A 21177-nucleotide genomic window follows, 5' to 3' on the forward strand; every position below is an offset into this window, starting at 1 on the left:
CTCATCAGTCACGGCAGCATCCCCAGGGCGCTGCACCCCCAGAACCGGAGTGAAGGAGTCACGGGCATGCGGCGACCGAGCTGGGTACCGGAGGGTACGGACCTGGACAAACCGAACGCCGCGCGGGTCTACGACTACTACCTGGGGGGCTCGCACAACTTCGAGGTCGACCGGGAGATGGCCCGCAAGGCGATCGCCCTGTGGCCGGAGCTGCCGCAGATCATGCGCTCCAACCGGGCCTTCCTGCGCCGCGCCGTCACCTTCCTCGCCGAGCAGGGCGTCACCCGCTTCCTGGACATCGGCTCCGGCATCCCGACCTTCGGAGCGGTGCACGAGATCGCGCGTGCGATCCGCCCCGAGGCGAAGGTCGTGTACGTCGACCGCGACCCGGTCGCCGTCGCGCACAGCCGCCTGCTGCTGGAGGACGACCAGGACTGCGCCGTCGTCCAGGCCGACCTTCGCGACGTCGCCGACCTGCTGGCCCGCCCCGAGGTCGTCGAGCTGCTGGCGGCCGGCGAGCCGGTGGCCGTGCTGCTGGTCGCCGTCGCCCACTTCGTCAGCGACGAAGAGGACCCGTGGAAGCTGATCGGCGTGATCCGCGACGCCCTCCCGCCCGGCAGCGCGCTGGTGCTCTCGCACGCCTCCCTGGAGGGCCGCCCGGACCAGGCGGAGGACCACCAGAAGCTCTACAAGCGGACGCCGACCCCGCTGACCATGCGCACCCACGAGCAGATCACCGCGATGTTCTCCGGCTTCGAGCTGGTCGAGCCCGGCGTGGTCTACCTGCCGCAGTGGCGCCCGGACCAGCCCGGAACCGTCGGCGAGCACCCCGAGCGGATGACCGGGGTGGCGGGCGTGGGGTTCCGCCCTTGAGCGGACGCGACGGACGAGGCGCCGACGGCCGTACGCCCCGCGCGACGGCCCCCGGTGGCGCGGCGCCGGGGGCGGACGAACCGGCGCGCACACCAGAGGAACCAGGTTCAGCAGATGAGTAGCACCCCGGTGCGCGGCGACGCGGAGTGGTTCCACGAGGCGTGGGCCCAACTGCTCTCCGCCGACCACGGCATCGCCGTCCACCCCGGGCTGCTCGGCCGGCTGGTCGCGCGCACCGCCGCGCTGCTGCACCGTGCCCAGAAGGACGACCCGTTCGAGCCGCGGCTGGCCGCGCAGGCCGGCGCCGAACTGGTCGACGCGCACTTCACCGACCCGGTGCTGCTGTCCCGGGCGGTCGAACTGCTCCAGGCGCAGCCCGTCCACGACGACCGAGGCCCCGCCCTGACCGGCGCCTTCGCGGCCGGCTGGGCGGCCGCCCTGCGCGAGCGCACGCTGTCCGAGCAGGAGGCGATCCGCACCGCCGCCGACGCGGCCCGCAAGGAGGCCGAGCGGGCGCTGCGCGCCTCCGAGGCCCGCTTCCGGGCACTGTTCGAGAGCGCCGCGATCGGCATCGGCATCGGCGACACCGACGGCAACATCATGGCGGTCAACAAGGCCCTCCAGGAGCTCTTCGGCGCGGGCCCGGAGGACATGATCGGCCGCCGGGTCGGCGACCTCGTGCACCCCGAGGACACTCCGGGCGTGTGGGAGGCGTACGAGGAGCTGATCAGCGGCAAGCGGGACTACTTCCAGTTCGACAAGCCGTACTACCGCCAGGACGGCGAGGTGGTCTGGACCCACCTGACCGTCTCGCTGATCCGCGACGACGACGGCTCCCCGCAGTACCAGGTCGCGATGCTGGAGGACGTCACCGACCGCTACCGGCTCCAGGAGCGGCTGCGCCACCAGGCCACCCACGACCCGCTGACCGGTCTGCCCAACCGCGCGGCCTTCTTCGAGCGGCTGGAGAAGCTGTTCGAGGATCCCGAGCCGGGCGCCCGCTTCGGCCTCTGCTACGTCGACCTCGACGGCTTCAAGGTGGTCAACGACAGCCTCGGCCACGACATGGGCGACCAGCTGCTGTCCGCCGTCGGCGCCCGGCTGAAGGCCGCCCTCAGCCCGCTCGGCCACCTGGTGGCCCGGCTCGGCGGCGACGAGTTCGTCGTCCTGCTGGAGAAGTGCCGGGGCGAGCAGGAGGCGGTGGCCGCCGCGAAGACCGTGCTCAAGGCGCTGGCCGGGCCGGTGCTGATCGGCGACCACAAGCTCGCCGTCGGCGCCAGCGTCGGCGTGCTGGAGCGGCGGGTGTCCACCACCACCCCGGGCGCCGCCGTCCGGGCCGCCGACCTCACGCTGTACCGCGCGAAGGAGGCCGGCCGCGGCCGCTGGACGCTGTTCGACCCCAAGGAGAACGCCCGGGCGGTCAGCCGTTACGCGGTGTCGGTACGGATGCCCGCGGCCCTCGACCGCGGCGAGTTCTTCATCGACTACCAGCCGCTCTACCGCCTCGCGGACGGCCGGCTGGCCGCCGTGGAGGCGCTGGTGCGCTGGCGCCACCCGCAGCTCGGCGTGCTCGGACCGGACGAGTTCGTCACCACCGCCGAGGAGACCGGGCTGATCATGCCGCTCGGCCGCTGGGTGCTGGAGCAGGCCTGCGGCCAGGCCGCGGACTGGATCAAGCGGTACGGCGACGCCGCCCCGCAGCTCAACGTCAACCTGGCGGTCCGGCAGGCCCGCAGCGCCGCCCTGGTCACCGACCTCGGCCGGATCCTCGACACCACCGGGCTGGACCCCGCCAGGTTGCAGCTGGAGATCACCGAGTCGACCGTGGTCGGGCCCGAGGACGAGGCGCTGCGCACCCTGCACGGGCTGGTCGACCTCGGGGTGTCGCTGGCCGTGGACGACTTCGGCACCGGCTGGTCCAACCTCGCCTACCTGCGGGACCTGCCGGTCTCCGGGCTGAAGATCGCCGGCTCCTTCGTCGGCGACCTGCACGAGCCGGGGAAGGACGAGTCCACCGGGTGGCGGATCGTCAGCGGGCTGGTCTCGATGGCGCATACCCTCGGACTGACCGTCACCGCCGAGGGCGTGGAGACCCACCGGGACGCCGAGCGGCTGCGGACCATGGGCTGCGACTGGGCGCAGGGCTGGCACTTCGGGCGCCCGGTGCGGCCCGGCGAGATCGCCCGGCGGATCCTGGAGGAGCCGTTGGGGCGCCCGATCGAGGAGCGCTGAGGACGGTCGGGGTCCGGCCGATGGCGGTCCGGCCTGGGCGCAGACGGCTCCGGTGACGGCCCCGACGGCGCCCCGGTTCCCGGCTGCGGACACGCTTCCGTATCGGTCCTGCGATGGGTCGGTCCTGATCCGGAAAAGCGCCCGACACCCGTGCCCGCCGTGCGGGATGATGACGCGTCACAATCCACCCCGGCATCGGTGCGCCCACGGTCACGGCCCGCGCCGGTCCGGGCTGCGGGGGAGGGGAGCGTCGCATGGGCACGACGGAGGACGCGGTCCCGGCCGAGGGCGATCGGCGCGGGCCGGGGCCCCGGTCGGCCGCCGGGGCCGAGCCGGGGAATCCGCCGCGGAGCAGGGCGGAACGGTGGTCGCGGGGGCGCCGGCACGGCTCCGACGCCGGCCCGGACCGGCCCTCCCGGCTCGGAGCGGGCCCGCTCCCGGTGGACCCGCCGACCCGGGTGGACCCGCGGGCCGCCACCCGCCGGGCGCCCGCCGCCCCGCCGCGCTTCGACCCGGAGGCCGCGACGCGCCGGATGTCCGGCGCCGAGCCGCGGTTCGATCCCGAGGCGGCTACCCGCCGCACGCCGTACGCCGAGCCGCGGCACGACCCGCACGCGCCGACGGAACTCCGGCCGGGCCGACCGGGGAGCCCTGGCGGACCGGGCCGACCGGGCGGGCCTGGTGGGCTGGGAGGTTCGGGCGGCGTCGACTCGGAGGCGGTGACCGAGGTCGTCCGGCCCCGCTCGGGGTCAGTGGCCGACTCGCCCTCCTGGCTGGACGGCATCGGACCCGGCGGCCCCGCTCCGGGCGGCGGCTCCGGCGAAGTGCGGGACGGCGCGGCGGGCGGCGGGGTGCGGGACGGCGTGGCGAACGGCGGGCCGGGCGGCACCGAGGGCGGCGGGTACGGCGACGTGCTCGGCGCCGAAGGCCCGTTCGAGGACGCCTTCCCGGACGCCCTGCGCAGCCGCTTCATCCCGCTGAGCCGGGCCGGGGCCGGCTCCGAGGGCACCGTCTGGTACGTCCGGCGCACCGACGGTGGCGGCGACGCGGCCGTCAAGGTGGCCGTCGCCGGCCAGCCGATGGACCACGACCTGCTCGTCCACCTGCGCAACGACGGCTTCCGCCGGCACGTCCCCCACCTGATCGACTTCGGCCGGGTCCGCCACCACGGCGCCCACGTCGACTGGGTGGCCATGGAGTACCTGCCGGTCACCCTCGCCGCGCACGTCGCCGGGCTGTGGCGGGCGGGCGGACACGACGACCGGCGGACCACCGAGCAGATCGTCTACGAGCTCGTCGCCCTGCTCGACTTCTGGCAGCGGCGGATCAAGCGCAACCCGTTGGACTTCAAGCCCGCCAACATCCTGGTGCGCCCCGGCAGCGGGTCCGGGGAGTTCGTGATCGCCGACTTCGGCGGTGTCGACCGGCTCACCGACAGTCGCCGGTTCAGCTCCGCGATGATGGTCACCGTCGCCTATATGGCCCCCGAGCAGCTGGCCGGCAAGAACCACCAGGCGGGGCCCTGGTGGGGACTCGGCAACGTGCTGTACGAGCTGTTCGTCGGCCGCCCCCGGTTCGTCGGCGCGGACGGTGAGCGCCCGGCCGACCAGGAACTGGAGCTGGAACTGGTCATGGGTGAGGAGGTGGACCTCAGCGCCGTCCGGGACCCGCGCCAACTGCTGCTGCTCCAGGGCCTGTTCACCAAGAAACCGGAGGACCGCTGGACCGCCCCGCAGGTCCGCAGCTGGCTGGCCGGCGGCACCCCCGAGGTGATCCGCCGACGGCCGCAGGCGCACACCCGGGCGCACCGGCCGGTCACCTTCCTCGGCAACCCGTTCACCGACCCGGTCCGGCTCACCGAGGCGCTGCTCAAGAACTCCGGTGCGGCGGCGCGCTGGCTCTCCACCGGGGGAGCGGAACGGGTGCGGGACTGGCTGCGGGACGAGGTCGAGGACACCGTCTTCGACCTGCACTACCTCTCCGAGGTGGCCCGGGCGCCCGGCTCCCGGCGCGAGCCCGTGGCGGCGGTCGCGGTGCTCGCGCTGGGCGCCGCCTTCGTTCCGGGCGCCGTCCCGCACTACCGCGACCGTCCGATCGACACCCCCGGGCTGGAGCGCGTCGTCACCGAACCGGACGGTGCCGAGTTCATCGACGAACTGGTCCGGGGCGGGGCGCCGGCCGTGGCCGCCCGCTACGACTGCTTCCACCCCGAGTGCGCGGGCGAGCACTGCTCGCGGCTGCTCGCGCTGGCCGGACTGCCGGAGGTGCTGGCCGAGGTGGACCGGCTGGCCCGCACCGTCGGCGGCGGCCGGCGCGGTGGAGACGGGCTCAGCCCGGAGGAGCGCGAGGAGGCGCACCGGCAGGCGGTCTGGCTGAGCATCCGGCCCGAGGAGCGCGTGCGGCTGCTCGGCCGGCTCTCGCCGCTGCCCGCCGCACTGCACCGGCTGCCGCTGCCCGAGCGGGTCTCGGAGCTGGCGGCCGTGGTGGCCGCCACGGTGGTGGACGGCGCGCTGGTGGCGGGCGCGGGCGCCCGTACCGCGGTACGGACGGTGGCCCGCAAACCGGCGCCCGACCCGGCGGCGGCCACGCCCCGGGACGTCGTACGGCGCCGCTGGTCCGCGCTGCGCCGCCGGGCGGTGGGCGCCGACCCGGCGCAGCCGGGCGGGCGGGCGGCCCTGGTCGCGGCGGAGGCACTGCGGCGGCGCGGCCGGGGACGGCCCGAGCGGCCCGAGCCGGAGGCCGGTGCCGGTGCCGGTGCCGGGGTGCGGCAGGAGGGGCGGGTGGCCCGGCTGTGGCGCAACCGGCGCCGGCGGCCGCCGGTGGACTGGCGGGGGCGGCTGGCGGCCTGGTGGCCGTACGCCCGCACCGCGCTGCCGCGCCGGGCCGGGGCGGTCGTGCTGCTGCTCCTCGCCTTCGGGCTGCTGCTCTGGGCGGGGGCGGTGCTGCGCTATCCGATCGAGGCGGGACAGAAGCTCGACCTCTCGCCCTCCGGCGTGTTCGGCGGCCCGCTGCGGACGGCCGGCGACCACGCCGCCCGGCAGGTGGTCGGCCAACTCGGCGCGGGGCTCGTCGCGGCCGCCGTGATCGCCTTCTTCCCCGCCCGGGTGGGCGTCGGCACGGCGCTGGTGACCGCGGCCGGGGCCGTCGCCATCGGCTACCTGCGGCTCGGGCCGCCGATGACGGCGCTGGAGACACCGCAGTCGGTGGCCGAACGGGTGGTCGTGTTCGAGGGCGGGATGGGGAGCTGGGCGGGCATCGCGGCCGTGGTCGCGGTCGTGGTCTCGCTCGTCCTGGTCGAGCGGGCCTCGAACCGGCTGCTGAAGCCCGCTCAGGAGGCGCGTGAGCGGGTCCGGGCGGCCTGGCGGCGGCTGGACGCGCGGAGCGCGGCGCGGGCGTCCGGGGCCGCCACCGCCGCCGGGCGGGTGGTGGGCGCGCCGCCCGGCGGGTGGCGGACGGGCGGCGCGGGCACGCGCGACCGAATGCGGTTCGCGCTCGGGACGACGGCGGTGCTGGTGCTGCTGCTGTGGGCGGCGGTCGAGGTCCGGCTGGCGGCCACCGGGGTGCACCGGACGCCCGACTCCTGGGGGACGGGACAGACCGGTGCGGCCTACCAGGCGGGGTTCGTCCTGCTGCTGGCGGTGGTGTCGCTGGTGAGCACCCTCGGGACGCCGGCCACCGCGCGGGGGCTGTTCGCGCTCTGGGTCCCGGCCACTCTGTTCCTGGGGGCCTGGCCCGGGCCGCTGGGCCCGGTCGAGGCGCTGCGGATTCCGGTGCTGGAGGGGCCGTTCCGGGCGGTCGCCGGGCTGTGGGGGCACGGGGCGTTCTGGGCCGCGCTGTTGGTGGCGCTGCCGCTGGCGGCGTACGCGGGGCTGCGGACGGTCGGCGGGCGGGCGGGGCGCAGGTGACGGACGTGGGCTGACGGCTGGGCTGCGGACGGACGACAGCTGACAGACGACGGCGAACAGATGACAGATGACAGCTGACAGATTTCAAAATCTGTCAGCTGTCAGCTGTTCGCCGTCCGTTGGCGCCCGCTGCCGCCCGTTGCCGTCCGTCCGTTGACGTCCGCCCGCCGGTTCAGCCGACCAGTCGGGAGAGCTCGATCGAGTGCCCCGTCCGCTCCACCTTCGCCCGCAGGTAGCGGACGTTGCTCGCCGACAGGTGCACCCCCGTCGGCACCCGGTGCCGTACGACGATCCCCAGTTCGGCCAACTGTGCCGCCTTGTCCGGGTTGTTGCTCAGCAGATCGATGCCGGTCGCGCCGAGCGCGGTGAGCATCTGGGCGGCCGCGGTGTAGTCCCGGCCGTCCTCGGGCAGTCCGAGCGCGGTGTTGGCGTCGTACGTGTCCAGGCCGGAGTCCTGGAGGGCGTAGGCGTCCAGCTTGTTGTAGAGCCCGATGCCGCGGCCCTCCTGCCGCAGGTAGAGCAGGTACCCGCCGGCCTCGCTGATCCGCTCCACCGACTCACGCAGCTGCGGCCCGCAGTCGCAGCGGTCCGAGCCGAAGACGTCGCCGGTCAGACACTCGGAGTGCAGCCGCACCAGCGGTGTCCCGCCCTCGGGGGCGGCGCCGAGTGCGAGCGCCAGGTGTTCGGCTCCGTCGGCGAGGCCGTGGAAGGTGAAGACCTCCGCCTCGGCGCGGTAGCCGTCGGGAAAGGTCAGCGGGATGCGCACACGCGAGCGCACCGTGGCGGAGCCGGGCTGCGGCATGGGCGGGCCTCCGTGGATCGGGGGTGGATCGGAGGTCGACCGTACTAGGTAGTTCCAATTTGAACAACTAGAGACCGGGTGGGACCGGACTCGACCACGGAGGCGCACAACACCCCGTCAGCCCCGTCTGTTCCCATCGGCTCTTCCAGCATGTGGATGGTGTGGGACCCGCGGTGTGGACATTGCGAGACTTGCCCCGTTTCCTGGGCACGTCCCTCAGGTCCGCCGGGACACCGCGCACGCCCATCGACGACCACGGAAGGGTCCACCAGATGCCGACGACCCCCACCACCCCCCGCTCCTCCTCCTTCGAGGCCGAGCAGCGGGCGATCGAGGCGCTCTACGCGGACGTGGTCCGCCGCAACCGGGGCGAGGAGGAGTTCCACCAGGCCGTCCACGAGGTGCTGGAGACCCTGGCACCGGTGCTCGCCCACCGCCCCGAACTCCTCGACGCCCGGATCATCGAGCGGATCTGCGAGCCCGAGCGGCAGTTGATGTTCCGGGTGCCGTGGACGGACGACTCCGGCGACATCCACGTCAACCGCGGCTTCCGGGTGGAGTTCAGCAGCGCGCTCGGCCCGTACAAGGGCGGGCTGCGCTTCCACCCCTCGGTGAACCTCGGGATCGTCAAGTTCCTCGGTTTCGAGCAGATCTTCAAGAACGCGCTCACCGGTCTGCCCATCGGCGGCGGCAAGGGCGGCTCCGACTTCGACCCCAAGGGCCGTTCGGCCGCAGAGGTCATGAGGTTCTGCCAGTCCTTCATGACCGAGCTGTACCGCCACCTCGGCGAGTACACCGACGTACCGGCCGGGGACATCGGCGTCGGCGGCCGGGAGATCGGCTACCTCTTCGGCCAGTACAAGCGGATCACCAACCGGTACGAGAGCGGCGTGCTCACCGGGAAGGGCCTCGGCTGGGGCGGCGCGCAGGTCCGTACCGAGGCCACCGGCTACGGCTGCGTGCTGTTCACCTCCGAGATGCTGCAGAGCCGCGGCGAGAGCCTGGACGGGCGCCGGGTGGTCGTCTCCGGGGCCGGCAACGTCGCGGTCTACGCGATCGAGAAGGCGCAGCAGCTGGGCGCGACCGTGCTCACCTGCTCCGACTCCTCCGGCTACGTGGTGGACGAGAAGGGCATCGACCTCGACCTGCTCAAGGAGGTCAAGGAGGCCCGGCGCGGCCGGGTCTCCGACTACGCCCGACTGCGCGGCAGCCACGTCCGGTTCGTCGAGGGCCCGGGCGTGTGGAGCGTGCCCTGTGACGTCGCACTGCCCTGTGCCACCCAGAACGAGCTGACCGGAGCGGACGCGCTGGCCCTGGTGCGCAACGGGGTGCTGGCCGTCGCCGAGGGCGCGAACATGCCCACCACCCCCGAGGCGGTGCGGGTGTTCCAGGAGGCCGGGGTGGCCTTCGGGCCGGGCAAGGCGGCGAACGCGGGCGGCGTCGCGACCAGCGCGCTCGAGATGCAGCAGAACGCCTCGCGCGACTCCTGGACCTTCGAGCACACCGAGGAGCGGCTGGCCGGGATCATGAAGCACATCCACGAGTCCTGCTTCACCACCGCCGAGCGCTACGGCCACCCGGGCAACTACGTGGTCGGCGCGAACATCGCCGGCTTCGAGCTGGTCGCGGACGCGATGCTCGCCCAGGGCCTGATCTGAGCCGCTGACCCGCCGGCGGCCGTCACCCGGCGGCCGTCGCCCGGCGATCGGGACCCGACCGGAGCGGGCACCGATTGTCGGGTGCGGCAGGGTGGGTCCTTTCTACGGTGAAGTCAGTAAGGGAAGGACGGGGTTGGCGTGCTGGAGCACCTGAACCGGGCGATGGACCGGATCGAGAACGGGCTGGACCGCGAGGTCGACGTGGCCGAGTTGGCGCGGATCGCGATGACGTCGGAGTACCACTTCCGGCGGCTGTTCTCGATGCTCGCCGGGATGCCGCTGTCGGAGTACGTCCGGCGCCGGCGGCTCACCGTCGCCGGGGCCGAAGTCCTGGACGGCGAGCGGACGTTGCTCGACATCGCGGTCCGGTACGGGTATTCCTCGGGGGAGGCGTTCGCCCGGGCGTTCCGGGCCATGCACGGGGTCGGACCGGGGGATGCCCGGCGCGACGGTGCGGTGCTCGTCTCCCAGCCCCGGATGTCCTTCCGACTCGTCGTGGAGGGAAGTAGCAGTATGGAATACCGGATCGTCGAGAGGCCGGACTTCCGGATCGTCGGCAAGAAGGCCCGGGTCACCCTGGTCTACCTGGGGATCAACCAGGGGATCGCCGACTTCATCAAGGGGCTCGGTAAGGAGCAGGTCGAGCGGATCGCGGCGCTGTCCGGGGACGACCCGGCCGGGATCGTGTCGGTGAGCGACGACTTCTCGCCCAACCGCGAGGAGGGGTCCGAACTCGACTACTGGCATGCGGTCGTGGCGCGCGAGGGCGTCGCCGTCCCGTCGGACCTGGACGTGCTCGACGTCCCGGCCGGCACCTGGGCGGTGTTCACCAACACCGGGCCGTTCCCCCAGGCCCTGCAGGAGATGTGGGGGGACGTGGCCAGCCAGTGGTTCCCGTCCAACCCGTACGAGGCCCGGCCGGGCCCGGAGATCCTCCAGACCCGCTTCGTCCCGGGAACGGCCGATGCCGAGGCGGAGCTGTGGATCCCGGTGGCACGGGCGCTCCGCAGCTGACGGGCGGCGGTCGACGACGGGCTGACGGCTGACGGCTGACGGCTGACGGCTGACGGCTGACGGCTGACGGCTGACGGACGACAACCGACAACGACAGCTGACAACCGACAGCTGACAACCGAGAGCTGACAGGGAACAGCGAACAGATAACAGATGACAGCTGACAGATTTCGAAATCTGTCAGCTGTCATCTGTTTGCGCCCCCACCCCCGTTCGGCCCACCCCCACCCGCCAAGCTCCGCCCCGCCCCGCATGCTGGGGCAGGAGGTGCGGGGGCCGAGGCGCCGAAAACCCGGGAGTTCCCGAGCAAGCTGCGAGGACAGACGTCATGAAGCAGACCTCCGTCACCACCAACGCCCCCTGCTGGACCGAGCTGGGCACCTCCGATCCGGCCGCCGCCCGGGCGTTCTACACCGAGCTCTTCGGCTGGCAGGCGGACGACACGGCCCGTCCCGGGGACGGCGACTACACCCAGATGCTGGTCCACGGCGCCCCGGCCGCCGCCATCACCCCGCGCTACGCCCCGCAGCAGCCGGTCGCCTGGACGGTCTGCATCGCGGTCGCCGACGCCGACGCCACCGCCGGGAGGATCAAGGCGGCGGGCGGCCGGATCCTGAAGGACCCCACCGACGTCTTCGACCTCGGCCGCTTCTCGGTGGCCGCCGACCGCTCCGGCGCGGTGTTCATCCTCTGGCAGGCCCGCGCCTTCCGGGGCGCCGGGGTGTTCAACGAGCCCGGCGCGCTCGGCTGGGTGGAACTGCTCACCCGCGACCGGTCCGGCGCGCTCGACTTCTACCCGGAGGTCTTCGGCTGGTCCGTCGCTCCGTCCGAGCACTACCCCCAATGGGGCCTGGACGGAAGGGACTTCGGCGGCTTGCTGACGATGGACGACCGCTTCCCGCCCCAGGTGCCGCCGCACTGGCTGCCGTACTTCGCGGCCGCCGACGTCGACAACACCGTCAGCCGGGCGGCGGCGCTCGGCGGGGACGTGCTGATGCCCGCGACCGGTCTGCCGGGCGGCCGGCGGATCGCCGTGCTGCGCGACCCGCAGGGCGCCGCGTTCGGCGTCTACACCGCGGGCACCGAGGGCTGACCGGAACGCCGGACGACGCGCGAGCGGCGCCACCCGGCCGCGGCGGCCCCCGCCGCGCCCGCCGTCACCAGCAGAGCCCCCAGCGGCACCACGTCGCCGATCCGGTCGTACCAGGTCAGGGTCCCGGGCGCGGTGAGCGGCAGCCGGACGGTCGCCGCACCGGTGCCGTCGGTGCTGAGCCGGGCGAGTTCCCGGCCCTGGGCGTCGAAGGCGGCCGAGACCCCGGTCAGCGAGGCCTGCACGGCCGGCCGGCCGGTCTCGGCGGCCCGGATCGCCGCCAGCGAGGCGTGCTGCTCGGGGGCCCAGGTGCGCTGGAAGGTCGAGGTCGACGACTGGTAGACCAGCGCCCGGGCGCCGTCCCGGGCGGCGGTGCGGGCCATGTCGGGGAAGGCCGACTCGAAGCAGATCAGCGCCCCGACGGGCAGCGGCGCGCCCGCCCGGTCGGTGGCGGGCAGGACGTGGAAGGACCTGCCGGGCGCCCGGTTCTCGCCCGCGGCCCGGCTGACCCCGGCGATCCAGCCGAGCACCGGCCGCAGCGGGATGTACTCGCCGAACGGCACCAGCCGGATCTTGCGGTAGCGGTCCACCACGCCGGTGGGGGAGACGAGCACCGCGTCCTTGGAGATCCGCCCGTCCGCCTTGCGCGCGTCCTCCCCGGCGACGACCTCGGCACCGGTGGTCGCGGCGAGTCGGCGCAGGGTGTCCAGCGCGGCCGGGTCGCGGTCCAGGTCGGCGGTGCTGCTGCTCTCGCCCCAGACGACCAGGTCCACGGGCTGCCCGACCAGTCCGGCCGTGATCCGCGCGCTCGCCTCGAACCGGGCCTGCGGGTCCTCCACGATGCCGGGCTGGACCAGCGCCACGGTCACCGCGCCGCCCCCGGCGGGCGCCTCGCGCAGCGCGAACAGCAGCGGGCCGGCGGCCAGCACCAGCACGACGGACCCGGCGGCGACGGCCCGCGGCCGCCAGTGCACCCCGGTCAGCGCGATCAGCACCCCGGTGTTCACCGCCGCCACCGCCGCGCTGACCAGCCAGATCCCGCCGGCCGAGGCCAGCCCGAGGATCGCCGGGTGCTGCCACTGGGTGGCCCCGAGCAGCGCCCACGGCCCGCCGAGCGCTGGCCAGGACCGCGCGTACTCGGTGGTCACCCAGACCGCCGGCACGACCAGCAGCGCGAGCAGTGCCCGACGGGCGGTCAGCTGAGGGCGCAGCAGCCGGTGCACGGTGTACCCGACGCCGGCCTGGAACGCCCCGAACAGCACCGCGAGCACTGGTAGCCCCGGCCCGATGGACGGGACCAGCCAGTACATCGCGGTCAGGATGAACCCCGCGCCGAACCACCAGCCGCGCACCGCCGCCTCCCGGCCCGACGGCGCCCGCTGCATCAGCACCAGTCCTGGGACGAGCGCGATCCAGGCCAGCCAGGCCTGCCCGGGCGCGGGGAACGCGAGCACCGGAACCGTTCCGGCCGCCAGCGCACCGATCCGCGCGCGGTACCGGTGCGGCGGATGCGGTTCCCGTTCCTCGTCGGCAGGCGTGCTCAGGACCGGGCTGGTGGGAGCGGAGCGACGCGACATGACCCGTATTGTCCGCTGGAAGGGCGTACACCACCAGTGCGCTGCTCGGCCGAACGGGTGACGGGAACACCACGTGTGGAACCAGTGGCCCCGATCGAACTGGCGACCCGGCTACGAACCCGGGGCGATCCCGGACCGATCCCGGACCGATCCCGGGGCACGCCGCCGGCGAAACCGGACCAGGCCGCCGGCGAAAACCGGACACGCCGTCGGGAACCGGACACGCCGTCGGGAACCGGAGCAAGCCGGAAGTGAACCGGGGCGGGCCGGCGGCGCAGCCGGCCCGCCCCGCACCACCTCAGCCCTCGTTGCCCTCCAGGTCCCCCTCGGTCTCCAGGAACGCGGCCTGCAACTGCTCGATCAGTTCCGGGTCCGGCTGCTCCCACAGCCCGCGGCTCGCCGCCTCCAGCAGCCGCTCGCTGATGCCGTGCAGCGCCCACGGGTTCGCGCCCGCGAGGAACTCCCGGTTGACCGGGTCGAGGACGTACTCCTGGGTCAGCTTCTCGTACATCCAGTCCGCGACCACGCCGGTGGTGGCGTCGTAGCCGAACAGGTAGTCGACCGTCGCGGCCATCTCGAAGGCGCCCTTGTAGCCGTGGCGGCGCATCGCCTCGATCCAGCGCGGGTTGACTACCCGGGCGCGGAAGACCCGGGCGGCCTCCTCGGTCAGGGTGCGGGTGCGGACCGTCTCCGGGCGGGTCGAGTCGCCGATGTAGGCGGTCGGCGCCTTGCCGGTGAGGGCGCGCACGGTGGCCACCATGCCGCCGTGGTACTGGAAGTAGTCGTCCGAGTCGGCGATGTCGTGCTCGCGGGTGTCGGTGTTCTTCGCGGCGACGGTGATCCGCTTGTACGCGGTCTCCATCTCCTCGCGCGCCGGGCGGCCGTCCAGCCCGCGGCCGTACGCGTAGCCGCCCCAGACCGTGTACACCTCGGCCAGGTCGGCGTCGGTGCGCCAGTCCCGGCTGTCGATCAGCTGGAGCAGGCCCGCTCCGTAGGTGCCCGGGCGGGAGCCGAAGACGCGGACGGTGGCCTTGCGCTCGTCGCCGTGCACCGCGAGGTCGGCCTGGACGTGGGCGCGCACGTAGTTCGACTCGGCGGACTCCTCCTGGGCGGTGGCCAGGCGCACCGCGTCGTCCAGCAGGGCGACCACGTGCGGGAAGGCGTCCCGGAAGAAGCCGGAGATGCGCAGCGTGACGTCGATGCGCGGGCGGCCCAGCTCGTCCAGCGGGATCGGCTCCAGGCCGGTGACCCGGCGCGAGGCGTCGTCCCAGACCGGGCGGACGCCGAGCAGGGCGAAGGCCTCGGCGATGTCGTCGCCGGCGGTGCGCATCGCGCTGGTGCCCCAGAGCGAGAGCCCGACCGAGGGCGGGTAGGCGCCGTCGTTGTCCGCGCGGTAGCGCTCGACCAGCGAGGCGGCGAGCGCCTGGCCGGTCTCCCAGGCGAGCTTGCTGGGGACGGCCTTCGGGTCGACGGAGTAGAAGTTGCGGCCGGTCGGCAGTACGTTGACCAGGCCGCGCAGCGGCGAGCCGGACGGGCCGGCCGGGACGAAGCCGCCCTGGAGCGCGTGCAGCACGGCGTCCAGTTCGTCGGTGGTGGCGGCCAGTCGCGGCACCACCTGGGTGGCGGCGAAGGCCAGCACCTCGCGGACCGGCTCCTGGACGGCCTCGGGCAGCCCGGTGGTGACCTTCTCGACCGCCTCGGGCGCCCAGTCCTCCGCCTCCATGGCCTCGACCAGGGCGCGGGCCTTGGCCTCGGCCGCGTCGGTGGCGCCCAGGGTCAGCGCGGCCTCGTCCAGGCCGAGCGCCTCGCGCAGGCCGGGCAGGGCGCTGACGCCGCCCCAGATCTGCCGGGCGCGCAGGATGGCGAGCACGATGTTGACCCGGTCGGTGCCGGCCGGCGCCTGGCCGAGGACGTGCAGACCGTCGCGGATCTGGGCGTCCTTGACCTCGCAGAGCCAGCCGTCGACGTGCAGCAGGAAGTCGTCGAAGCCGTCGTCCTCGGGGCGCTCGTCCAGGCCGAGGTCGTGGTCGAGCTTGGCGGCCTGGATCAGGGTCCAGATCTGGGCGCGGATCGCCGGCAGCTTGGCCGGGTCCATCGCGGCGATGTTGGAGTGCTCGTCCAGCAGCTGCTCCAGGCGCGCGATGTCGCCGTAGGAGTCGGCGCGGGCCATCGGCGGGACGAGGTGGTCGACGAGGGTGGCGTGGGCGCGGCGCTTGGCCTGGGTGCCCTCGCCCGGGTCGTTGACCAGGAAGGGGTAGACCAGCGGCAGGTCGCCGAGGACGGCGTCCGGGCCGCACTCGGCGGACAGTGCGGCGGTCTTGCCGGGCAGCCACTCCAGGTTGCCGTGCTTGCCGAGGTGGATCACCGCGTGGGCACCGAAGCCGCCGTCCTCCTGGGCGGCCTCGATCCAGCGGTAGGCGGCCAGGTAGTGGTGGCTCGGCGGCAGGTCGGGGTCGTGGTAGATGGCGACCGGGTTCTCGCCGAAGCCGCGCGGCGGCTGGATCAGCACCAGCAGGTTCCCGGAGCGGATCGCGGCCAGCACGATGTCGCCGTCCGGGTTCTGAGAACGGTCGACGTACAGCTCGCCCGGGGCCGGGCCCCAGTGCTCCTCGACCCGCTCGCGCAGGCCCTGCGGGAGGGTGGCGTACCAGCGGCGGTAGTCGGCGGCGGGGATGCGCACCGGGTTGCGGGCCAACTGGTCCTCGGTGAGCCAGTCCTGGTCGTAGCCGCCGGCCGCGATCAGGGCGTGGATCAGCGCGTCGCCCTCGTGGCCGCCGTCCTCGTCGTGGAAGGAGGGGAGGTCCTCCCCCAGGTCCATGCCCTCCGCGCGCAGCCGCTCCAGAAGCCGCACCGCGCTGGCCGGGGTGTCCAGGCCGACGGCGTTGCCGACCCGGGCGTGCTTGGTCGGGTAGGCGGACAGCACCAGGGCGAGGCGGCGCTCGGCGGCCGGGACGTGCCGCAGCCGGGCGTGCTTGACGGCGGTGCCGGCGACGCGGGCGGCGCGCTCCGGGTCGGCGGCGTAGACGGTGAGGCCGTCCTCGTCCAGTTCCTTGAAGGAGAACGGGACGGTGATCAGGCGGCCGTCGAACTCCGGCACCGCGATCTGGGTGGCGGTGTCCAGCGGGGACAGGCCGTCGTCGCTGCTCTCCCACTGGGCGCGCGACCAGGTGAGGCAGAGCGCTTGGAGGATCGGGCGGTCGAGCGCGGCCAGCGCGCCCGCGTCCCAGGCCTCCTCGTCCCCGCCGGCCTGGGCGTCGGCCGGGCGGGTGCCGCCGGCGGCGAGCACGGTGGTGACGATCGCGTCGGCCTCGCCGAGCGCGGCCAGCAGCTCGGGCTCGGCGCCGCGCAGCGAGGCGCAGTAGTAGGCCCTGGCCTGGGCGCCCTGGTCCTCGACGGCCCGGCAGAGGGTCTCTACGAAGGCCGTGTTGCCGCTCATGTGGTGGGCGCGGTAGTAGAGCACCGCGACGGTCGGGCCCTCGTTCGTACGGGCTTCGCGCTCCAGCGGGCCCCAGGCCGGGGCGGAGGCCGGCGGGGCGAAGCCGTGGCCGGTCAGCAGCACCGTGTCGGAGAGGAAGGAGCCCAGCTCGGCCAGGTTGGCCGCACCGCCGTGGGCCAGGTAGGCGTGAGCCTCGGCGGCGATGCCGGCCGGGACGGTGGACAGCTCCATCAGCTGGGCGTCGGGGGCCTGCTCACCCGTCAGCACCACCACAGGGCGGGGGCCGGCCAGCAGCGCGTCCAGGCCCTCCTGCCAGGCGCGGCGGCCGCCGAGCAGGCGGACCACGACGAGTTCGGTGCCCTCCAGCAGCGCGGGCAGGTCCTCGGGGGTGAGCCGGGCCGGGTTGCCGAGCCGGTAGCGCACCGGGCCCTCGGAGGCCCGGGCGCTGAGCAGGTCGGTGTCGGACGTCGACAGCAGCAGGATCATGTGAAGGCCCTCCCGGCCTTGTCGGTGGCCAGGGTGGCCGGGATCTGGGCCGGGACGGGCGCCGTGGTGGCCGGGGCGGCCGTGGAGTCGACCGGGGTGGTCGTGACGGCGGCCCGGACGGCCGTGGTGGTGGCCTGAACGGCCGTGATGGCGGCCGGGGACGCGGGCGCGGGCATGCGACAGCGCTGGAACATTTCTGCCTTCCTCGGGGTCCGCGCCCCGGGCCGGTGGAGGACGGCAGGAGTTCCTGGCTCCCGCGGCCGACCGGTCTACCGGTGAACCGCGGTCACAGTGGCGGGACCGCACCGGGTTCGCACCGGTTTCCTCCCCTGCGCCGTCGCTGGCGTACGGACGGTCCGCGGGGACCGCCCGCCAGCATCGTACGGGGTACGGCTGAGCTGGGGGAGAGTGAGCTTCCGGACGTCGGGCACCCGGGGCGGCGTCCGGCACCCGAGGTGGCATCCGTGGCGGGAGGCGGGACCGGGGGTGTGATGCAGCGGACGGAGGCAAGCGATCGGATCATCTGTATGCTCGCCGCCATGCCACCGACACCCGACGCCACCGCGCCGGGCGCCGCAGGACCCGACCGGGAGGTGCCCGACCGGGGGCGTGCGGACGCCTGTCCCGGAGCGCTTCGTCTGCACACGGCCGACGACGGCGCCCTGGCCCGAATCCGCCTGCCCGGCGGGCTGCTGACTGGTCGTCAGGCGCTCGCGCTGGCCGAGGCGGCCGAGGCCCTCGGCGACGGCGAGCTGGAGACCACCTCGCGCGGCAACGTCCAGCTGCGCGGCCTGGCCCCGCACTGCGCGGCCGAGCTCGCCGACCGGCTGCGCGCCGTCGGACTGCTGCCCTCGGACACCCATGAGCGGGTCCGCAACATCGTCGCCTCGCCGACCGCCGGACTGGACCCGGCCGGCGCCCCCGGCGGCGCCGATGTGCAGGCCTGGGTGCGGGAGTTGGACGCGCGGCTCTGTGCGAGCGACTGGGCGGCCGGCCTCTCCGGCAAGTTCCTGTTCGCGCTGGACGACGGGCGGGGCGACGTCGCCGCGCTCGACGCCGATGTGACATTGATCGCAGGCCCGGACGGCACCCGGCTGCTGCGCCTCGGACGGGACGGCCACGGGCACCCGGTCGAGGCCGGACGGGAGGTCACGGCCGTACTGGACGCGGCGCGCTCCTTCCTGGCGGCGCTGCGGACGAACGGGCGCAAGGCCTGGCACCTGCGCGAGGTCCCCGAACTGCTGCCGGCCGGCTCGGTGCCGCTGCCCGACTTCGCCGGTACCGCGCCCGCGGTCGGCGCACTGCCGGGCGGGCTCTCGGTGGGACTGCGCTTCGGCCGGGCGAGCGCCGGGCAGTGGCGGACGCTGGTCGCCGCCTCGGCCGGTGAACTGCGGCTGACCCCCTGGCGCGGGGCGGTGCTGCCCGGCGCTCCGGCCGACCGGCTGCCCGCGCTCGCCGCGGCCGGCTTCCGTACCGAGCCGGGCTCGGCCTGGGAGCGGGCCACCGCCTGCACCGGGCTGCCGGGCTGCGCCAAGTCGCTGGCCGACGTCCGCACGGACGCGGCCCGGGCGCTGGACGCCGGCGCAGCCGGTGTCGCCGCGCGGTCCGGTCCTGGTGCCGCTCCCGGCGGCGTGCTGCCCGTCCACTGGTCGGGCTGTGAACGGCGCTGCGGCCACCCGGCCGGGCGGTGGGTGGACGTGCTCGCCACCGGGCGCGGCTACCGGGTGACGGTGAACGGCGCGGTGAACGGCGCGGTGAACGAGCCGGTCGGTGGGACGGGGGCCGGAGCGACGGCCACCGTGACCGCCGCCGATGCGACGGACGTCAATGCGGCGAGCGTCGACGTGACGAACGAGGAGATGGCCGAGGCGGTCGCCGAGGCCAGGAGGACCACGAAGTGATCGAGTACGAGAAGGACGGCGCGTCCATCTACCGCCAGTCCTTTGCCACCATCCGCGCGGAGGCCGATCTGGCCGCCCTCCCGGCGGACGTCTCCCAGGTCGCGGTGCGGATGATCCACGCCTGCGGGATGGTCGACCTGGTCGAGGACCTGGTGTACTCGCCCGGCGTGGTCGCCTCCGCGCGCGCCGCGCTGCGCGCCGGTGCGCCGATCCTCTGCGACGTCAACATGGTCGCGAGCGGTGTCACCCGCAAGCGGCTGCCCGCCGACAACGAGGTGATCTGCACCCTGACCGACCCGTCGGTGCCCGAACTCGCCCGGGCGATGGGCAACACCCGCAGCGCCGCGGCCATGGAGCTGTGGCTGCCCCGGCTGGAGGGCGCGGTGGTCGCCGTCGGCAACGCGCCGACCTCGCTGTTCCGGCTGCTGGAGATGATCGAGGCGGGCGCTCCGCGACCGGCCGCGGTGATCGGCGTCCCGGTCGGCTTCATCGGCGCCGCCGAGTCCAAGCAGGCCCTGGCCGAGCACCCGTCCGGCCTGGAGCACCTGGTGGTGCGCGGCCGGCGCGGCGGCAGCGCGATCGCCGCCGCCGCCATCAACGCGATTGCGAGCGAGGAAGAGTGACGGACCGTCAGAACACCACGGGCCGGCTGTACGGGGTCGGGATCGGCCCGGGCGACCCGTCGCTGGTGACCGTCCGCGCCGCCGAACTCATCGGCAAGGCCGACGTGGTGGCCTACCACAGCGCCCGGCACGGCCGGTCCATCGCGCGCTCGATCGCCGAGCGGTACCTGACGGGCGGTCAGGTCGAGGAGAAGCTGGTCTACCCGCTCACCGTCGAGACCACCGACCACCCCGGCGGCTACCGGGGCGCGCTGGACGACTTCTACGCGGAGGCCGCCGCCCGGCTGGCCGCCCACCTGGACGCCGGGCGCGACGTGGTGGTCCTCGCCGAGGGCGACCCGCTCTTCTACGGCTCCTACCAGCACATGCACAAGCGGCTCGCGCACCGCTACCCGACCGAGGTGGTGCCGGGCGTGACCTCGCTCAGCGCGGCCGCCGCCCGACTCGGGCAGCCGCTGACCGAGGCCGAGGAGACGCTCACCGTCATCCCCGGGACGCTGCCAGAGGAGGAGCTGACGGCGCGGATCGCGGCCGCCGACTCGGCCGTGATCATGAAGCTGGGGCGCACCTTCCCGACCGTCCGCCGGGCCCTGGAGCGGGCGGGGCGGCTGGCGGACGCGCAGTACGTGGAGCGGGCCTTCATGGCGGGCGAGCGGGTCGCGCCGCTCGCCGAGGTCGACGGCGACACGGTGCCGTACTTCTCGGTCGCGGTGCTGCCGAGCAAGGTCGCGCCGCTGGAGCCCGAGGTCCGGCTGTCGGACGGCGTCGGCAGCGTGACCGTGGTCGGCACCGGGCCGGCCGGGCCGCTCTGGCTGACCGCCGAGGCGCGCGGCGCACTGGCCGAGGCCACCGACCTGGTCGGCTACACCACCTACCTGGACCGGGTACCGGAGCGGCCGGGGCAGCAGCGGCACGGCTCGGACAACAAGGTGGAGTCGGAGCGCGCCGAGTTCGCCCTGGACCTCGCCCGGCGCGGGCACCGCGTCGCGGTGGTCTCCTCGGGCGACCCGGGGGTTTTCGCGATGGCCACCGCGGTGCTGGAGGTCGCCTGCGAGGAGGCGTACCGGGACGTCCCGGTGCGGGTGCTCCCGGGGATGACCGCCGCCCACGCGGCCGCCTCCCGGGCCGGCGCCCCGCTCGGCCACGACTACGCGACGGTGTCGCTCTCGGACCGGCTCAAGCCCTGGGACGTGGTGGCGAAGCGGCTGCGCGCCGCGGCCGAGGCGGACCTGGTGCTCGCGCTGTACAACCCGGGCTCGAAGTCCCGGACCACCCAGGTCGGGCTCGCCCGGGACCTGCTGCTGGAGTACCGGGCGCCGGAGACCCCGGTGGTGATGGCCCGCGACGTCGGCGGCCCGACCGAGCGGGTGCGGATCGTCCGGCTGGGCGAGCTGGACCCGGCACTGGTCGACATGCGGACCATCCTGCTGATCGGCTCCTCGCAGACCCGGGCGGTCGAGCGGGGCGGCGGCGTGGAGGTCGTCTGGACGCCGCGGCGGTATCCGGAGGAGTGACGGGCGAGTGACGGGCGACAGATGACAGCGAACAGATTTCATCATCTGTTCGCTGTCATCTGTTAT

The 21177-nt window shown here is 74.5% G+C and carries 13 protein-coding genes and 1 riboswitch; of the genes, 9 read left to right on the forward strand and 4 right to left on the reverse strand.

All coding sequences use genetic code 11. The features are described from left to right. Nucleotides 1–66: 66 nt before the first annotated feature. The 3 genes from ACZ7RU_RS23475 (at nucleotide 67) to ACZ7RU_RS23485 (ending at nucleotide 7010) form a co-directional block, all read left to right on the forward strand. A complete protein-coding gene (locus ACZ7RU_RS23475) occupies nucleotides 67–873 on the forward strand; it encodes an SAM-dependent methyltransferase (protein WP_470342892.1) in 807 nt (268 codons plus the stop codon). A 114-nt stretch (nucleotides 874–987) separates the two neighbouring features. Further along, nucleotides 988–3105, forward strand: a complete 2118-nt coding sequence (locus ACZ7RU_RS23480) for a putative bifunctional diguanylate cyclase/phosphodiesterase (RefSeq protein ID WP_470342893.1) — start codon at nucleotides 988–990, stop codon at nucleotides 3103–3105. 719 nt (nucleotides 3106–3824) lie between these two features. Next, nucleotides 3825–7010 (forward strand): protein kinase domain-containing protein, encoded by a 3186-nt coding sequence (locus ACZ7RU_RS23485; protein ID WP_470342894.1) that lies wholly within the window; start codon nucleotides 3825–3827, stop codon nucleotides 7008–7010. Nucleotides 7011–7182: 172 nt separating this feature from the next. Here ACZ7RU_RS23485 and ACZ7RU_RS23490 read toward each other — a convergent pair whose 3' ends face one another. Further along, the gene (locus ACZ7RU_RS23490; RefSeq protein ID WP_470342895.1) at nucleotides 7183–7812 is read right to left on the reverse strand and encodes a GTP cyclohydrolase II; all 630 of its coding nucleotides are present in this window, start codon (nucleotides 7810–7812) and stop codon (nucleotides 7183–7185) included. A gap of 272 nt (nucleotides 7813–8084) precedes the next feature. On the opposite strand from ACZ7RU_RS23490, the gene gdhA reads away from it, so the two are divergent. The 3 genes from gdhA (at nucleotide 8085) to ACZ7RU_RS23505 (ending at nucleotide 11577) form a co-directional block, all read left to right on the forward strand. Next, entirely contained in the window at nucleotides 8085–9470 is a 1386-nt protein-coding gene (gdhA, locus tag ACZ7RU_RS23495; RefSeq protein WP_470342896.1) for an NADP-specific glutamate dehydrogenase, read from the forward strand. 138 nt (nucleotides 9471–9608) lie between these two features. Continuing rightward, on the forward strand, nucleotides 9609–10484 hold the full coding sequence (locus ACZ7RU_RS23500; protein WP_470342897.1) for an AraC family transcriptional regulator: 876 nt from the start codon (nucleotides 9609–9611) through the stop codon (nucleotides 10482–10484). A gap of 328 nt (nucleotides 10485–10812) precedes the next feature. After that, nucleotides 10813–11577, forward strand: a complete 765-nt coding sequence (locus ACZ7RU_RS23505; protein ID WP_470342898.1) for a VOC family protein — start codon at nucleotides 10813–10815, stop codon at nucleotides 11575–11577. Here the strand turns inward: ACZ7RU_RS23505 and lnt are convergent. The 3 genes from lnt to ACZ7RU_RS23520 all read right to left on the reverse strand — a co-directional run bounded on the left by lnt (nucleotide 11553) and on the right by ACZ7RU_RS23520 (nucleotide 17267). Further along, nucleotides 11553–13151 carry an apolipoprotein N-acyltransferase gene (gene lnt, locus ACZ7RU_RS23510; RefSeq protein WP_470342899.1) on the reverse strand — a complete coding sequence of 533 codons (1599 nt, stop codon included), beginning with the start codon at nucleotides 13149–13151 and terminating at the stop codon, nucleotides 11553–11555. The genes ACZ7RU_RS23505 and lnt overlap by 25 nt on opposite strands. A gap of 298 nt (nucleotides 13152–13449) precedes the next feature. Further along, nucleotides 13450–17073 carry a cobaltochelatase subunit CobN gene (gene cobN, locus ACZ7RU_RS23515; RefSeq protein WP_470342900.1) on the reverse strand — a complete coding sequence of 1208 codons (3624 nt, stop codon included), beginning with the start codon at nucleotides 17071–17073 and terminating at the stop codon, nucleotides 13450–13452. Further along, a complete protein-coding gene (locus ACZ7RU_RS23520; protein WP_470342901.1) occupies nucleotides 17070–17267 on the reverse strand; it encodes a hypothetical protein in 198 nt (65 codons plus the stop codon). The genes cobN and ACZ7RU_RS23520 overlap by 4 nt, the downstream gene beginning before the upstream one ends. Before the next feature lie 47 nt (nucleotides 17268–17314). After that, nucleotides 17315–17400, reverse strand: a riboswitch (cobalamin riboswitch). Between the two features lie 200 nt (nucleotides 17401–17600). Between ACZ7RU_RS23520 and ACZ7RU_RS23525 the strand changes: the two genes are divergently transcribed. Genes ACZ7RU_RS23525 through ACZ7RU_RS23535 form a run of 3 tightly spaced genes read left to right on the forward strand, consistent with a single transcriptional unit; the run spans nucleotide 17601 to nucleotide 21111 of the window. Next, nucleotides 17601–18974 carry a hypothetical protein gene (locus tag ACZ7RU_RS23525; protein ID WP_470342902.1) on the forward strand — a complete coding sequence of 458 codons (1374 nt, stop codon included), beginning with the start codon at nucleotides 17601–17603 and terminating at the stop codon, nucleotides 18972–18974. Beyond that, nucleotides 18971–19597, forward strand: a complete 627-nt coding sequence (locus ACZ7RU_RS23530) for a precorrin-8X methylmutase (protein ID WP_387756688.1) — start codon at nucleotides 18971–18973, stop codon at nucleotides 19595–19597. Before ACZ7RU_RS23525 ends, ACZ7RU_RS23530 begins: the two co-directional genes overlap by 4 nt. Further along, entirely contained in the window at nucleotides 19594–21111 is a 1518-nt protein-coding gene (locus ACZ7RU_RS23535; RefSeq protein WP_470342903.1) for a precorrin-2 C(20)-methyltransferase, read from the forward strand. The genes ACZ7RU_RS23530 and ACZ7RU_RS23535 overlap by 4 nt, the downstream gene beginning before the upstream one ends. Nucleotides 21112–21177 lie beyond the last annotated feature (66 nt).

This window comes from Kitasatospora sp. NPDC114501 (assembly GCF_055633695.1).

What these genes read in the sequence shown, in the direction of transcription:
- ACZ7RU_RS23505 (WP_470342898.1), top strand. Translation starts at nt 10,813, where the DNA reads ATGAAGCAGACCTCCGTCACCACCAACGCCCCCTGCTGGACCGAGCTG.
- cobN (WP_470342900.1), bottom strand. Translation starts at nt 17,073, where the DNA reads ATGATCCTGCTGCTGTCGACGTCCGACACCGACCTGCTCAGCGCCCGG.
- ACZ7RU_RS23525 (WP_470342902.1), top strand. Translation starts at nt 17,601, where the DNA reads ATGCTCGCCGCCATGCCACCGACACCCGACGCCACCGCGCCGGGCGCC.
- gdhA (WP_470342896.1), top strand. Translation starts at nt 8,085, where the DNA reads ATGCCGACGACCCCCACCACCCCCCGCTCCTCCTCCTTCGAGGCCGAG.
- ACZ7RU_RS23490 (WP_470342895.1), bottom strand. Translation starts at nt 7,812, where the DNA reads ATGCCGCAGCCCGGCTCCGCCACGGTGCGCTCGCGTGTGCGCATCCCG.
- ACZ7RU_RS23520 (WP_470342901.1), bottom strand. Translation starts at nt 17,267, where the DNA reads ATGTTCCAGCGCTGTCGCATGCCCGCGCCCGCGTCCCCGGCCGCCATC.
- lnt (WP_470342899.1), bottom strand. Translation starts at nt 13,151, where the DNA reads ATGTCGCGTCGCTCCGCTCCCACCAGCCCGGTCCTGAGCACGCCTGCC.
- ACZ7RU_RS23475 (WP_470342892.1), top strand. Translation starts at nt 67, where the DNA reads ATGCGGCGACCGAGCTGGGTACCGGAGGGTACGGACCTGGACAAACCG.
- ACZ7RU_RS23480 (WP_470342893.1), top strand. Translation starts at nt 988, where the DNA reads ATGAGTAGCACCCCGGTGCGCGGCGACGCGGAGTGGTTCCACGAGGCG.